This window comes from Chloroflexota bacterium (genome assembly GCA_026708035.1).
Lineage (GTDB): Bacteria > Chloroflexota > UBA11872 > UBA11872 > UBA11872 > JAJECS01.
On record JAPOVQ010000019.1, the window covers coordinates 45388 to 60667 of the forward strand.

A 15280-nucleotide genomic window follows, 5' to 3' on the forward strand; every position below is an offset into this window, starting at 1 on the left:
GTTGCCGTCGGCGTTGGGCCGGCTGTCCAAGCTTGCGGAGCTTTCGCTCTGGGGCAACCGATTGCACGGGGCCATCCCTGCCGAGCTGGGCAATCTGGCCCACTTGAAATCGCTGGTGCTCAATGACAACCAGCTCGTCGGCGCGATTCCGCCCGAGTTGGGCCGACTTGCCAAGCTGGAAGATCTGGCGCTCGAAGACAACCAGCTCAGCGGAACGATCCCGCCCGAGCTAGGGCGCCTGGCCAACCTGGGATACCTGGTGCTGTGGGGCAACCGACTCACCGGTGAAATACCGCCCGAGATGGGCAATCTCGGAAGACTGGGGATCCTGGCACTTGAGCGCAACCGGCTCAGCGGCGCGATTCCGCCCGAGTTGGGCAACCTCTCCAATCTCTGGGTGTTGCGTCTCAACGCGAACACCCTCACCGGGCGCATTCCATCCGAGTTGGGACGTCTCTCCGAACTGCGGGAGTTGGCGCTCAATCACAACGAGCTTTCCGGATCCATTCCGCCCGAGCTCGGCGGACTCGCCAACGTGAGCGAGCTGTTTCTCAATGACAACAACTTGACTGGACCAATTCCTCCCGACCTCGGCAGCCTCCCTCGGCTGGTACGGCTGCTGCTCCATCGCAACTCATTGACAGGCGCTATCCCGCCGGAGTTGGGCAATCTTGCCGGACGGGCATACGTGAGCTTGAGTGGCGGCAACCAATTCACGGGCTGCGTCCCGGACGCCTTGCAAGACTTGGCGAGTGATATTGACCAGCTCGGGCTGCCGTTTTGCGAGGCTGCCGGAAACCAAGGCCGCCAAACCACAACCCCGGCGATATCGACCCAACCGACCCCCTCGCCAGCCCCAACACCCACGACGACCCCGGATCCTCGGCGGACCGCAGCGCCCACGCCCATGCCGACGCCTACACCTACGCCCACGCCCCGGTCCAGCCCGGACCGGTACGTGCTGATTGCGCTCTACCAGGCGACCAACGGACCCTTTTGGGCGAACAACGCCAACTGGCTCAGCGACGCGCCGCTCAGCGAGTGGCACGGCGTTCGCACGAACGACAGCGGCCGAGTGACCGAGCTGCAGCTCAGTCAGAACGGGCTGCGGGGAGAGATTCCGTCGGAGTTGGGCGAGCTGTCACAACTGGAGATATTGAGGCTCGAGACCAACCAGTTGATTGGGGAGATCCCGCCGGAATTGGGACACCTGGCCAGGTTGCGGGAACTGTGGCTGAGCGACAACGCGTTGAGCGGAACGATTCCCCGTGAGCTGAGCTTTCTCACGCGCCTCGAAGAACTCCTGCTCATGCACAACCAGTTGGGTGGGACGATCCCTCCCGAGCTGGGCAGCCTCGACAACCTGCTCGCGCTGGCGCTCTTTGACAACCAGCTCCAAGGGACGATTCCGCCTGAGTTGGGCGACCTCACCCATCTCGGCACGCTGGCGCTTTGGGACAACCAACTGCAGGGAGCGATACCGCCCGAGTTGGGCAACCTCTCCAAACTGCAACAGCTGGGACTCGCGAGAAACCAGCTCAGCGGCGCGATCCCGCCCGAGCTGGGCCGCCTTGCCAACCTGCGGTGGCTCAGGCTCAGCGGTGGCAACCAGCTGACGGGGTGCATCCCCGACGGGCTGCGGGATATCGAGGACAGCGACCTCGACGCGCTTGGCTTGCCGCTCTGCGCCACGACCGGATCGGCGCGCGGTGAAACCGCCGACCGCCAGCCCACCTCTGACCACGATGTGCTGGTCGCCTTCTACCACGCCACCGACGGCCCCAATTGGACGAACAGCACCAACTGGCTCAGCGACGCGCCGCTCAGCGACTGGCACGGCGTCGCCACCAACGGCGGCCGGGTCTCAAAGCTGCAACTCGAAGGTAACCGGCTGCGCGGCTACATTCTTCCTGCGCTGGGCGGCCTCGCCGGTCTCACCGTGCTGGACCTCGGCGATAACCAGCTGCGCGGCGGAATCCCGCCCGAGCTCGGCAACCTCGCCAAGTTGAAAGAGCTACGGCTCGACAACAACGCCCTACGTGGTGACCTCCCACCGGCGTTGGGCGACCTCGCCAATCTCGCCGTGCTGGATTTGGCGAATAACCGCCTGAGCCGTGCGATCCCGCCAAGATTAGGAGGTCTCGCCAATCTCGAACAGCTGGTGCTGTTGGCGAACGAGTTCAGCGGAATGATCCCGCCGGTGTTGGGCCGCCTCACCAATCTGACCAAGCTGAGCCTTTCGTTCAACGAATTGCAGGGGCCGATCCCCGCCGAGTTCGGGAACCTCGCCAACCTGCAAGACCTGTTGCTCGAGGGCAATCAGCTCAGCGGCGAGATTCCACCTGGCTTGGGAGACCTGGCCCATCTCACGTGGGTGCAACTCGCCGGCAACCAATTGACGGGATGCATTCCCGACGGTCTGCTTGATCTCGTCTTTAGCGATCTCACTGGGCTGGGCCTGCCGTTCTGCGGAACAAGCTAAATCCTGCGCGCACGGCCGGGCGCGTCGGCGGGTTGCTGGAGCCGAGGGCGGCCACTATTGGATGACGCCGCCCGGTAATTTGGCGTGGCTCGTGCAAGGACTTCGGCCAGACGTGCCTGTGTCAACCTGTCGCCATGGTCTTGGGTCGGCGAATGCTCGACGGCGCGCGCGGCGCTGTGGCGGTATTGCCCGCGACCGTTCGCACGGCTGCCCTTTCGCTAACGCTCGTCATTGCGCTGGCTGCGGCAGCCTGCGGCGACGCGCCTGCCGAAAGGGCCGAGCCGGCGGATCCGGCGCCAACGCCAGTTGCGGCTGAGACGCCTTCGCCCGCTGCCACGCGCGTCCCGGCCGAGGCGCCGACCGCGTCGCCCGCGTCGAGGGCCAACCCAACCCCAACGCCAGCGCCCACGGTCGCGACTCCATCCTCCGCGAGGACCAATCCCACGCCCACGATCGCGCCTTCGCCCACGCCGACGCCCCAGCCAACGCCTAGCCCCACGGCTGCGCCGTCGCCGACGCCTGCACCCGACCCAACCCCGACGCCGGCCGCCACGCCGACAATTGCTCCCAACCGCGACCGGAGGGTGCTCATTGCCTTCTACCAGGCAACCGATGGACCCAATTGGACGAACAACACCAACTGGCTCAGCGACGCCCCGCTCAACGACTGGCACGGCGTCACCGCGAACGCCGCCGGCCGGATCACGGAACTCTGGCTGTTCGACAACCAGCTGCAAGGGGAGCTCCCGCCCGCGCTGGGGCGTCTCACGCAACTGAATTCGCTGGGGCTCGGCCACAACCAGTTGACTGGGGTGATCCCGGCGGAGTTGGGCGGACTGGACAATCTGAAACAGCTCGTGCTCAACGACAACGCATTGAGCGGCCATATCCCGCCTGAGCTGGGCGGCCTTTCCAGCCTCCTATTCCTCAGGCTGAGCGCAAACCAGCTCAGCGGAACGATCCCGCCTGAGTTGAGCGGACTGGCCAACCTCGAAGTGCTGCATCTCAGTGCGAACCAGTTGAGCGGGACCATTCCGCCGGAGCTGAGCCGGCTGGCCAAGCTGAAACAGCTCCGCCTGCGCGGCAACCACCTACGAGGGACGATTCCGCCGGAGCTGAGCCGCCTGGGCAACCTCGAAGCGCTGGTGCTCAGCGAGAACCAGTTGACCGGGACGATTCCGCCGGAGCTGAGCCGCCTCGCCAATCTCGAAGGGCTGGTGCTTGATGAGAACCAGTTGAGTGGCGAGATTCCGGTGGAGTTGGCACGCCTTGCCAAGCTTCAGGTGCTGTCGCTCGAAAGTAACCAGGTGAGCGGGCAGATTCCGCCGGAGCTTGGCGATCTCGCGGCTCTCGTGCTGCTCGACCTCCGCCAGAACCAGTTCAGCGGGACCATCCCGGTCGAACTGGGCCGCCTCCAAACGTTGACGCATCTGACGCTCGGCAATAACCAGCTCGGCGGGCCTATTCCGCCGGAGTTGGGCGATCTTGCAGCCCTCACGGTGCTCGAAGCCAGCCAAAACCAGCTCAGTGGGACCATCCCGTCTGAGCTGGGCCGTCTCAGCAGCCTCCAACTCCTCGATCTCACGGACAACGAGCTGAGCGGCGAAATCCCACCGGAGTTGGGCCAGCTCGCAAATCTGCAGTGGCTGTCGCTCGGCTTCAACCAGTTGCAAGGTGCGATCCCGTCGTCGCTAGGCCGCCTTGCCAGCCTGCAATGGCTGAATCTCGGCTACAACCAGCTTGGTGGGGAAATCCCATTCGAGCTCGCCAGCCTTGCGAATCTGGTCACGCTTCACCTCGCCGGCGACAACCAGTTCACGGGGTGCATTCCCCTCGAACTGGGGAAGGTACGCGTCAATGATTTTGGCGAAACCGGCCTTTCCTTTTGTGCGCCCCCCGAGAGCGCGACCGTCCAAGCGGCGACCCCGACGCCCGCACCCCAACCGATCTCGGACCGCGAGGCGCTGGTCGCGTTCTACCACGCCACCGACGGACCGAATTGGACGAACAACACCAACTGGCTCAGCGAGGCGCCGCTCGACGAGTGGCACGGGGTCACCACGGACGACAGCGGCCGGGTGACGGAGTTGGTGCTCCACGGCAACGGACTACGCGGGGAGCTGCCGTCGGAGTTGGGACACCTGTCACACCTCGAGGGTATTTCCGTGCGCGAAAACGCGCTGAGTGGCGAGATTCCAGCCGCCCTGGGCAATCTCACCCGCCTGAAGGGGCTCGGGCTAGGGGTGAATCAGTTCATTGGAGTCATCCCCACCGAGCTCGGTCGCCTAACCAACCTGGAGTTTGTGGCGATTGAGGACAACCAGCTCTCCGGCTCAATCCCGCCCGAGCTGGGCCGCCTGGCGAACCTCAAATTCCTGGCGCTGCACGACAACCAGCTCACGGGCTCGATTCCGCCGGAGTTGGGGCGCCTCGCCAAGCTGGAATACCTGCTGCTCCAGGGCAATCAGCTCACCGGATCGATCCCGCCCGAGCTGGGCCGCCTGGCCAACCTTAAACAGCTGCTGCTCAGCGACAACCAGCTCACCGAATCAATTCCGCCGGCGTTGGAGGGCCTCTTCAGCCTGGGGGCGCTGTTCCTCGACGGCAATCAGCTCACCGGGGAAATCCCACCGGAGCTGGGCAACCTCGGAAGCCTCGCGGGGTTGCGGCTGGATAACAACGAGCTGACGGGCGCGATTCCGGCTGAGCTGGGCTTCCTCTTCAGCCTGCAGGAGTTGAGTCTCCGTGGGAACCACCTCACCGGCGCGATTCCGCCGGTGCTGGGCCGCCTGTACCGACTGCAAACGCTGAGCCTCGCGGCGAACCAGCTGACCGGATTGATACCGCCCGAGCTGGGCAATCTCACCAACCTGCACACGCTGATGCTCCGCGAGAACATGCTGGTTGGGGCCATACCGCCCGAGCTCGACGACCTCACCAGGCTGCAAGTGCTGTTTCTCGGCGGCGGCAATCAGCTGACGGGGTGCATTCCGGAGTGGATGCAGAAGATCCAATACAACGACCTGGACGACCTGGGACTACCGGATTGCAGCGCCGCCGACCCACCGCCGACCGTGACGCCGTCGCCCGAATCCGGCGCCGATCGGGCCGCACTGGTTGCGCTCTATCACGCGACCGACGGTCCGAACTGGACCAACAACGCAAACTGGCTCAGTGACGAGCCGCTGAGCGGCTGGCACGGCGTGGTCGCCGACAGCCGGGGGCGGGTCACCAGCCTGGACCTCAGCCAGAATGGGTTGCGCGGCCGGATTCCACGCGGGTTGGGCCAGCTGGCCGAACTCATCGAGCTGCGCCTCTCCGACAACGCGTTGCATGGGGCGATTCCCGCCGACCTGGGCAGCCTCTCGAATCTGAATATCTTGGCGCTTGGGGCGAACCAGTTGCAGGGGCGGATTCCGCCCGAGTTGGGTCGCATCTACGTCCTCGAGGAACTGTGGCTCCAGGAGAACCGCCTCAGCGGTCCGATCCCGCCGGAGCTGGGCAACATCGGGTACCTCAAGGAGCTGCACCTTTGGAAAAACGAACTGGAGGGAGAGATTCCCGCCGAGCTTGGCAACCTTTTCGGTCTCCAAATCCTTGAGCTCGGGGCCAACCGGTTGCAGGGCGAGATTCCGCCGGAGTTGGGCAGCCTTCTCGACCTGCAGGTGCTGAATCTGCATGAGAACCAATTGAGTGGATCGATTCCGCCTGAGCTGCGCCGCCTGTACAGCCTCGTCCAGCTCTCCCTGGGGGGCAACCAGCTGAAGGGTCCGATCCCCCCCGAGTTGGGCGAGCTGTCGAGACTGGAATTGTTGCGGCTCGAGTCCAACCAGTTGACCGGGGAGATCCCGCCGGAGCTGGGAGACCTGGCCAGGCTGCGGGAGCTGTGGCTCAGCGATAACGGGCTGAGCGGAACGATTCCCCGCGAGCTGAGCTTCCTCACCAACCTGCAAGACCTGGTGCTCACGAGAAACCAGTTGCACGGGACGATCCCTCGCCACTTCGGCAGCCTCGACAACCTGCGAGCCCTGCTGCTCGCGGAGAACCGGCTGCAGGGGGAAATCCCGCCGGAGTTGGGAGACCTCGGCAGGCTGCAAACCCTGGACCTCAGGAACAACCAGTTCGTCGGCGAGGTGCCGGCCACTCTTGGCGATCTCGCCAACCTGCGGTGGCTGGGCCTTGGCGGCAACCAATTCAGGGGCTGCATCCCGGACGAGTTGGAAGATACGGAGAACAACGACCTGGATTCGCTCGGGCTGCCGAACTGCGGCCCGAACTGAATCCCGATCCCCATATCGAGTGTGAATACGGCACGCCGGGCTGGGGTCGGGCGCGAGCGGAAGTCGCCGCTCGGTGATTTGGCGGAGCGCGAGCGAGGACGACGGCAAGACGCGACTGTGTAAGCCTGTCGCCATGGACCTGGGTCGGCGAACAGTTGACGGCGCGTGCGGCGCCGCGGATGGATTGCCCGCGACCGTTCACGCCGCCGCGCTGTCTCTCATTCTCGTCCTTGCGCTGGCGGCGGCGGCTTGCGGCGACGCGACCGGGGCGCCAGACCCAACTCCCACGCCCGAACCGATGCCCACGCCGAGCCCGACACTCGCACCTGAGACGACGGCGACGCCCAGCCCCACCCCAACCGCCACACCCGCGCCGAGTCCGGTGACGGAATCGGCGCGAATTCCAGTCGATGCACCCGCCACCGACCGCGACGTGTTGGTCGCCTTCTACCACGCGACCGACGGTCCGAACTGGATCAACAACACCAACTGGCTCAGCGAGTCGCCGCTCTTCACCTGGCACGGCATATCGACGGACGACGACGGCGGCCGGGTCACGGAACTGGTGCTCAACGACAATCAGCTTCGAGGAATGCTGCCGGCGGAGCTGGGGCGCCTATCGCAACTCGTCGGGCTTGGCCTCCGCGAGAATCAACTGAGTGGTGAGATTCCGCCGGAACTCGCAAATCTGTCCCGCCTGGAAAGTTTGGGATTGGGGACAAATCAGCTCGTTGGCGCCATCCCCCCTGAGCTGGCCCGCCTCGGCAACTTGCAGACTCTGGCCCTTGACGACAACCAGCTCACCGGCTCGATTCCGCCCGAGCTGGGTAGCCTTGCCAAGCTGAAATACCTGGTGCTCAACGACAATCAACTCACCGGCTCGATTCCGCCCGAGCTGGGTAGCCTTGCCGATCTCGAATTCCTAGTGCTCAACGACAATCGGCTCACCGGCTCAATTCCGCGCGAACTGGGGGGTCTGTCCGGCCTGCAGCTGCTGGTCCTCGAGAGCAACCGCCTCAGTGGGAACATACCGCCAGAATTGAGCAATCTCTCCAGCCTGACGGTGTTGGGTCTGGATGAGAACGAGCTCACGGGCACGATTCCCCCCGAGTTGGGACGTCTCTACAACTTGGTTGAGCTGTCGCTCAGCAGGAACCAACTCACCGGATCGATTCCGTCGGAGCTCGGCGATCTTCGCGGCCTCCTCAGATTGCATCTCAATGCCAACGAGTTGACGGGGGAGATCCCGCCCGAGCTGGGCGGATTCATCTGGCTGGAACACCTGTTGCTCCAGGAAAACCAGTTGACGGGCGCCATTCCGCCCGAGTTGGGCCGCCTGGTCCACTTGCTGCTGTTCGACCTCAGCGCAAACGAGCTCGTGAGCGAAATACCCGCCGCTTTCAGCGACCTCTCCAAACTCACACTTCTGTTCCTGGGTGGCAGCAATCAGCTCACGGGATGCCTACCCAAAGGGATGCCGCCCATACGCTTCAACGATCTCGACGAACTCGGGCTGCGGGACTGCTGAGCCGCGCAGTCCCGAGGTGAGCGCCGCCGCTTCCCGCGGCGCTTAGGCTCGTCCCGCGCTACGCAATCGCCTCCTGCGTCGCGCGGTCGAACAGGTGCATGCGGTCCATCTCGAAGGCCAGCTCGAAGGGCTGATTGGCCTGTGCCGTGGTCCGCGGGTCGACGCGGGCGACGAATGAGTCCGAGCCCGCCAGCATGTAGAGAATGACCTCGCTGCCCAGCGGCTCCATCACGTCCACCGTCGCCGTGATGGTCGTCTCGTGATTCACGCCGCCGGCCGCAAACTGCGGGTCGGCGATGTTCTCCGGACGTATGCCGAAAATCACGTCCTTGCCGGCATGGGGCGCCACGGCATCGCGCCGGTCGGGCGGCACGGGAATTCGCAGGGTTTCCGTCTCAACCCACAGGCCGTCCTCGCCCGAGATGCGCGCGTCGAAGAAGTTCATCGCCGGGCTGCCGATGAAGCCGCCGACGAACACGTTGCTCGGCGCCGCGTAGACCTCCTGCGGCGGCCCCAACTGCTGCAAGACGCCGTCCCGCAGCACCGCGATGCGCGTGCCCATGGTCATGGCTTCCATCTGGTCGTGCGTCACGTAGATCACGGTGGCCTGCAAACGCTCGTGCAGGCGAATCAGCTCGGCCCGCGTCTGCACGCGCAGCTTGGCGTCCAAATTGGACAGCGGCTCGTCCATCAGGAATACCGCAGGGTCGCGCACGATGGCCCGCCCCACCGCCACACGCTGCCGTTGACCGCCGGAAAGCGCGCGCGGCTTGCGGTCCATCAGTTCGCTGATGTTCAGCATGTCGGCGGCCTCGGCCACGCGCCGCTGAATTTCGGCCTTGGGCGTCTTGCGCAGCTTCAGGCCAAACGCCAGGTTGTCGTAAACGCTCATGTGGGGATAGAGGGCGTAGCTCTGGAACACCATGGCGATGTCGCGGTCCTTGGGCGGCACGTCGTTCACCAGACGGTCGCCGATGTAGATGTTGCCGCCGGTCAGCTCCTCCAGCCCCGCCACCATCCGCAGCGTGGTGGACTTGCCGCAGCCCGACGGCCCGACGAGCACGAGAAACTCGCGGTCCTGGACCTCGATGGACACGTCGTCGACGGCGACAACGTCGCCAAACCGTTTCGTGACGTTATCAAGCGTGACGCTGGCCATCGGCATGCTCCCCCGCCCTGCCGATCCCGCGGCGGCGCCACGGTGTCAGGCAAGGACAGAACTGTTCGGCAAAAGCCGTTCCTTACCCCACCGGTCCGCCCAACCGGCTTGCCCGCACGCTACCCAACCGCATCCACCGCGTCAAAGCGTCGGTAGTGGCGGACTTTGAGTCCGTCAATCCCGGGAAGGGAGACCCTTGCGTAACCCCTCCGTCACTCCGGCAGAGGCCGGAATCCAGCTCGGTCGAATCTGAAGGCGCGCCGGATGCTCGGGGCCGGGCGTGTCTCAGACTCCTCCCTACCGGCTCTTGCAAAGTTCTCCGGAGGCGGGAATCCATGCCCCACCTCACTTGCGACCCAATCGGGGGCGCCGGGCGTCTCGCCCTGGCCGACAGCTCACTGTGGGATACCTTCAGGCAGAGTTACCCACTACCCGATTCTTGCTGAGCTCCGGTGTTAGTCATATTCTTAGTCAAGTAAACGGCTGAGGTACCCGAGGAGTCGGTCATGGTCACGGTAAACGTCCACGAAGCCAAGACCCACCTGTCGCGCCTGCTAGCGCAGGTCGAGGCGGGTGAAGAAGTCACCATCGCCCGCAACGGCAAGCCCGTGGCCCGGCTGGTGGCGTGCAAGCCGCGGGGCAAGAGGCAGTTCGGCGCTCTCAAGGGAAAGATTACGGTCGACGACAGCTTCTTCGACCCACTTCCGGAGGAGGAGCTGCGCTTGTGGGAAGGCGGCTGAGACGTGCGGCTGCTGCTCGATACCCATGCGTTCCTTTGGTGGTACGAGGGGAGCATCCGGATGTCCTGGTCCGCGAGACAGGCGGTGGACGATGACAACAATGAGGTGCTGATCAGCGCCGCCTCGGCGTGGGAGATCACCACCAAGCACCGCCTGGGCAAGCTGCCGGGCGCCGACCCGATCGCTTCCGACGTTCCCGGCGCCATCGCCGACCAAGGCTTCGACGAGCTGCCGATCACCGTCGCGGAAGCCGCGCGCGCCGGCGCGCTGTCGGGCCCTCTCAACGACCCCTTCGACCGCATGCTCATCGCCCAGGCCCTCGCACGCGACCTCGTGCTCGTCTCCAACGAGTCCACCTTCGACCGCTACGCCATTCGCCGCCTCTGGTGAAGCGCGGTCCGCCCCGCTAGCCTGTCCGCACGCCCTCGGACGGCATGCTCCGGGACAGAGTTGCCGGATTGGAACAAAGGCAGGTCTGGCTACGACCTCGGGCCCCCTGCACGCCATCTGATCCATACTGTTCGGAGTTTTCCTGCCGGTCTCACCCGGCGAGCCCTGGCGTGGCGACCACGACCGCATCCGCCTGCGTGCTCGTGCGCTCCGCCCAGGCGGGATCGGCGGTGAAGAGGAACACCTGCCGTGTTCGGCCGATCTCGCGCAGCACGGCCATGCCGCGGCCGGTGCGTGACGGGTCCCAGTTCACGAACATCTCGTCCATGAACAGCGGCAGCCGCTCGGCGTCCTCGCCCTCCACCTGGTCCACCATCGCCAAGCGCAAGGCCAGGTAGATCTGCTGCAGCGTGCCCCGGCTGAGCGGGTGGCCCACGGCGACGGAAAAGTCCTCGCCCCGGCGCCGCACGTGCAGCCGCACCCCGTCGCCCGTCGAGTCGTCGGCGATTAACCGGTCGTAGCGGCCGTCGGTGATGCTGGCGAGATAGTCGCTCGCGGCCTCGAGCAGCGGCGATTGGTGCGCGTCGCGATAGTCGCGCTCGGCGGTAGAGATCGCCGCCGCCAAAAGCGCCAGCCGGTTGTGCGCCCGGTGGACCTCCTTCTGCTCCGCCTGCGCCTCCTCGATGGCGCCCTGCACGTGCGCCGGGCCGGGCAGCTTTTCCATCTCCTGGACGTCCCGGACCAAGCCGCCGCGCTCATCGCGCAGGCCGTTCGCTTCCTCCTGAAACTCCGCGCCGCGGCGCCGCAGCTCGACCCGGCGATCGTCCGAAAGCTCGATGGCCTCGCCCTGCGCTTCCAGCCGGTCGGCCTCGGCCAGGCGCTCCTGCCAGTTGGGCGTCTCGCGGTCGAGATCGTCGCGCGCCCGCCGCGCCTTGTCCCGCGCCTCTCGCGCCTGCTCCAGCCGTTCCAGGCCCACGTCGGGATCGGCGTCGGCGGTGTCCAGTTGCGCCAGCCGCGCCTCGAGCTGTGCGAGTTCCGAGTCGGCAGAGTCCCGCGCCGCCTCCGCCTCTTGCCGCTCGTCGCGCAGCTTGGCAATCGCCGCGCCGGCGGCCTCGGATTCGCTCTTGGCCGTCGCCGCGGCGTCCAGCTTCCGCCCCAGCTCCGCAACCGCGTGCACGACATCGGCGGCCGGGTCGAGCTCCAACTCATCTCGCAGCGCTTGGAGCCGCTGTAGGCGATGGTCGATGCGCTCCTGAACGGCCAGTCGGTCGTCCTCGAGGTCATGCGTGCGCGACAGCGACTCCCGCAGCTCCTCCACGTCGCGCAGCAGGGTTTCCCGGGGGCGCTGCAGCTGCACCGGCGCAATTGGCACGCCTGTCAGCAGCTCCAGCCAGGCGTTGCGCGCGGCGTCGGCGGCCAGTGTGGATTCGCCCTCGCGGCGCGCGGCATCCTCCATTGCCGCCTTGGCCTCTGCAAGCCGCTGATCGATGTCGGACGCGCGCCGGGCCGCGTCGCGCTGGCGCATGGCCTCCTCCAGGGCGTCGGCGGCGTGCATCCCGGGCGCTAGTCCCGCGCGCTGTCGGAGCGCCTCGGCGGCCACCAACCGGCCTCCGGCACGGCGGCGCATCATCACGGTCATGGTGAGATCCCATGCGGCGCCCGCGGTCAGCGATGCGCCCACACCGGCAACGATCCCATCACCCACCACCACTCCAACCACGATCGCCGCGATCCCAGCCAACGCTACCAGCGGTGAGATCCAGGTCCGCCACGCAGGCATCGACGCCTGGCCGCCGGAGCCTGCCAGGGCCTCGGCCCGATCGAGTTCGAGGAGGGTCTGCACCCGCCCATGAGCCTGCGCCGGGTCCGGCACGTCGCCCAACGCCTCGCGGTCCCTCTGCGCGCGTTCCGCCGTTTCCGCCGCACGCCGCCGAAACGCCGCCCGTCGGTCCACGTCCGCAGCGGCCACCGTCCAGGCCTCGAAGCGTCCCCGCGATTCGGCAATCCGCAGCGATCGCAGCGTCGCGAGGGTCTCGGCATCCGGATCCCTGTCCAGCACCCGCTCGGCGACCTGAGCAAATCCCCCGCCTTCGCGTTGCAATTCGCTGGACATCTGCTCGATGCGCTTTTGGTCCTCGACGTGCAGCGGGATCTCGGCCTGCATTTCCAGAATCAGGTCGCGGCGAGCGAGCGCTGCTTGGTGGGCCGCGTCGATCTCACGCGCCTCAGCTAGGTGTTCGATCTCGTCGTCGATCTCACCGATTCGCCGCTCGCCCGACGCGGCGGCCTCCCGCAACTCGTCGCGTTCGGCCCGCGGATCGGGGCCGAAATCGTCGTTCGGCACAAGTGACCCGGCCTCTGCGTCGAGAGCAGCCACGCGGCGCGCCCTGCTGGCGATGGGCGCCAGCAGGGCGTCCCGTTCGAGCATGACCTCAATGGCTTGCAACCCCTGCGGTCCGCGCTCGATGACCTCCAGGCGCTCGGCGATCTCGGCGAGACGATCTTGCCTCGCTTCCATGTCCGCCCGGCGCCCGCTGGCCGGCCGCAGCTCCTCACCCAACGCCCGAATGCGCTCGCGAATCTCGAGGGCCCTGGGTCGGCCCCGCCGATTGGGGCGCCAGAGCGTCTGCCGATCCTGGTCGAGCCGCGCCACCACCTCGCGCGCCGGCAGCAGGAAGTCGAACGACGCCCCGCCGAGCATTCGGTCCTCGACGCTTTCCCAGGTTCGCAGGTCCAAGCCCAGCGCCTCGTTCTGCGTCACCGCATGTAAGTTCGTGAACACCGCGCGCGCCAGGCCCCCGACCCAGCTGACGGGACGATTTGCCAGATCAAGCGCCTGGCCGTCGATGTCGATCGAGCCCTGAGGACGCGAGGTCAAGCGCCGGGCAATGCGCACGCCGCGCCCGTCATGCAGGCTGGCGAGCAACGCGCCTCCCGGAAAGCGCCCGTCCCACGGGCGATAGGGATGGTTCGCCGCCGTGGCCGGCGCGAAGCCAAACAAGGCGGTGGTCAGGAACTCGAACAGCGCCGACTTGCCGGTCTCGTTGTCGCCGGCGACGACCACCACGCCATGCTCGGCCAAGCCATGCGCCGTCCAGCCGGCGATCGGACCGAACGCGTCGATCTTCCAACCGTCGATTCTCATGCGGACTCCGACTCACGCAGCAGCCGCACGGCGGCCTCGGCGTCCAGATCGCGCAGCAAGTCGCGCAGGTATTTCCGGTGCTCGGTCACGTTGCCGCGGTCGCCGCCCGCCACATCTTCCGGCGCGATGCGGTCAAGCACCGAGTCGTCAGACTTGGCCTCTTCCAGCAGCACCAGCGTTTGACCGAGCAGATGGGGCTGGTCGCGGTGGGACTCGATGTCCACCGGCCGGTGCAAACCGCGGTCGCGCACCTCCACGTCCAGCACGCCCAGGTCTTCGCGCAGCTGCGTGGCCAGCTCGGTGCGCTCATCGGCGTCCGCGAGCAGCGACGCCAGCGGACAGGCGCCGTGCAGGTCCACTCGCAGGATCCACTCTTGATCGGGTGGCGCGCCGTGCCGTCGCGCGTCGAAAGCCGCGCGCACGGCCGAGTGCACGTCGGTCAGGTTGCGCGCAGCCTCCAAACCGGTGGGCTCAAGCACCTCCCAGCGCACCGGCGCCAGTGCCGCAAACTCGATTTCGGGCGCCGCGCCGCGATCCAGCGTCACCACCAGTGCGCCCTTGGCGCCGTCCTCGCCGAAATGCCGGCCCTGCACGTTGCCCGGGTAGTGAACCGGCGGATCGGGCCGCACTTCCTGGCGCTGGTGGATGTGGCCCAGCGCCCAGTAGGCATAGCTGGGTTCCAGGCTGTCCAGCGCGGCAGGCGCATAGCGATCATGCTGCTCGGCCGCGGCGGCGCTCATCACTTGCGCGTGCAACAACGCAACAGCCGGCTCCGGCCCCGGCGCCGGCGGAAAGGCGGCCGCCAGGTCGCGGTCCTCGCGCGGCGTCTGGTGCCCCGCCGCGACCACCCAGCCCACCACCTCGCCCTCACGCTCGATGGCGATCTGCCGCGGCTGGCGCGACGCGACCAGGTGAAAGTGCTCCTCCGGCCAGTCGATGCCCATGGCCCGGTAGTTGGCCCGCCCCGGATCGTGGTTGCCGGTGGCGTAGACCACGGTCAGCCCGGCGCTCGTTGCGCGAGTCAACTCGTCGACCAGCACGCGCTCCGTGGCCAGGGTCAGCAACTCGTTGTCGAAGAGGTCCCCGGCGATCAGCAGTGCGTCGGCCCGGCGCTCCAGCGCCAGGTCGATCAGCCGAACGAACGCCTCACGACCCGCTTCCAGCAGCCGCGCGCGCACCACCTCGTCGTGACGCCGATAGGGCGTGTCGAGGTGAATGTCGGCGGCGTGGACGATGCGCAGCATGCGAGGGTGCTCAACAAACTACCGAGTCGCGCCACAGGATATCCGGGCAACACCGGGCTGCGTTCGCTGTAGGGGCAGCCCTTGTGGCTGCCCGGATCGACCGGGAGGGGCGCCCACTAGGGACGCCCCTACGCGGACGTCAGCGTTTCAGGGCCTCGGGACCCCTTCCGTTCGCTGCAGGGGCAGCCCTCGTGGCTGCCCGTCCTCTTTTGCTGTATGGCGGCCCTTATGGCCGCCCGCAGAGAGACCCTTGAAGGGTAGGGGCGGGTTTCAAACCCGCGCGACTCCTCCGTTCAAGACTTCAACGGTTGT

The 15280-nt window shown here is 66.6% G+C and carries 9 protein-coding genes; 5 read left to right on the forward strand and 4 right to left on the reverse strand.

The window, feature by feature from the left end; all coding sequences use genetic code 11:
• Nucleotide 1: 1 nt before the first annotated feature.
• On the forward strand, nt 2-2482 hold the full coding sequence (locus OXG33_08895) for a hypothetical protein (GenBank protein MCY4114039.1): 2481 nt from the start codon (nt 2-4) through the stop codon (nt 2480-2482).
• A gap of 121 nt (nt 2483-2603) precedes the next feature.
• On the opposite strand, the gene OXG33_08900 is transcribed toward OXG33_08895, so the two are convergent.
• Entirely contained in the window at nt 2604-3074 is a 471-nt protein-coding gene (locus tag OXG33_08900) for a hypothetical protein (GenBank protein ID MCY4114040.1), read from the reverse strand.
• Between OXG33_08900 and OXG33_08905 the strand changes: the two genes are divergently transcribed.
• Entirely contained in the window at nt 3067-6762 is a 3696-nt protein-coding gene (locus tag OXG33_08905; protein MCY4114041.1) for a hypothetical protein, read from the forward strand. The genes OXG33_08900 and OXG33_08905 overlap by 8 nt on opposite strands.
• Before the next feature lie 133 nt (nt 6763-6895).
• Nucleotides 6896-8290 (forward strand): hypothetical protein, encoded by a 1395-nt coding sequence (locus tag OXG33_08910; protein ID MCY4114042.1) that lies wholly within the window; start codon nt 6896-6898, stop codon nt 8288-8290.
• 58 nt (nt 8291-8348) lie between these two features.
• On the opposite strand, the gene OXG33_08915 is transcribed toward OXG33_08910, so the two are convergent.
• Nucleotides 8349-9449 carry an ABC transporter ATP-binding protein gene (locus tag OXG33_08915; protein ID MCY4114043.1) on the reverse strand — a complete coding sequence of 367 codons (1101 nt, stop codon included), beginning with the start codon at nt 9447-9449 and terminating at the stop codon, nt 8349-8351.
• A gap of 506 nt (nt 9450-9955) precedes the next feature.
• On the opposite strand from OXG33_08915, the gene OXG33_08920 reads away from it, so the two are divergent.
• Nucleotides 9956-10189: a type II toxin-antitoxin system Phd/YefM family antitoxin gene (locus OXG33_08920; GenBank protein ID MCY4114044.1), complete on the forward strand. Its 234-nt coding sequence runs from the start codon at nt 9956-9958 to the stop codon at nt 10187-10189.
• 3 nt (nt 10190-10192) lie between these two features.
• On the forward strand, nt 10193-10579 hold the full coding sequence (locus tag OXG33_08925; protein ID MCY4114045.1) for a type II toxin-antitoxin system VapC family toxin: 387 nt from the start codon (nt 10193-10195) through the stop codon (nt 10577-10579).
• Nucleotides 10580-10730: 151 nt separating this feature from the next.
• Here OXG33_08925 and OXG33_08930 read toward each other — a convergent pair whose 3' ends face one another.
• Together OXG33_08930 and OXG33_08935 are read right to left on the reverse strand one after the other, a co-directional pair.
• Nucleotides 10731-13724 carry an AAA family ATPase gene (locus OXG33_08930; GenBank protein MCY4114046.1) on the reverse strand — a complete coding sequence of 998 codons (2994 nt, stop codon included), beginning with the start codon at nt 13722-13724 and terminating at the stop codon, nt 10731-10733.
• Entirely contained in the window at nt 13721-14968 is a 1248-nt protein-coding gene (locus OXG33_08935; protein MCY4114047.1) for a DNA repair exonuclease, read from the reverse strand. Before OXG33_08935 ends, OXG33_08930 begins: the two co-directional genes overlap by 4 nt.
• Nucleotides 14969-15280: the final 312 nt, after the last annotated feature.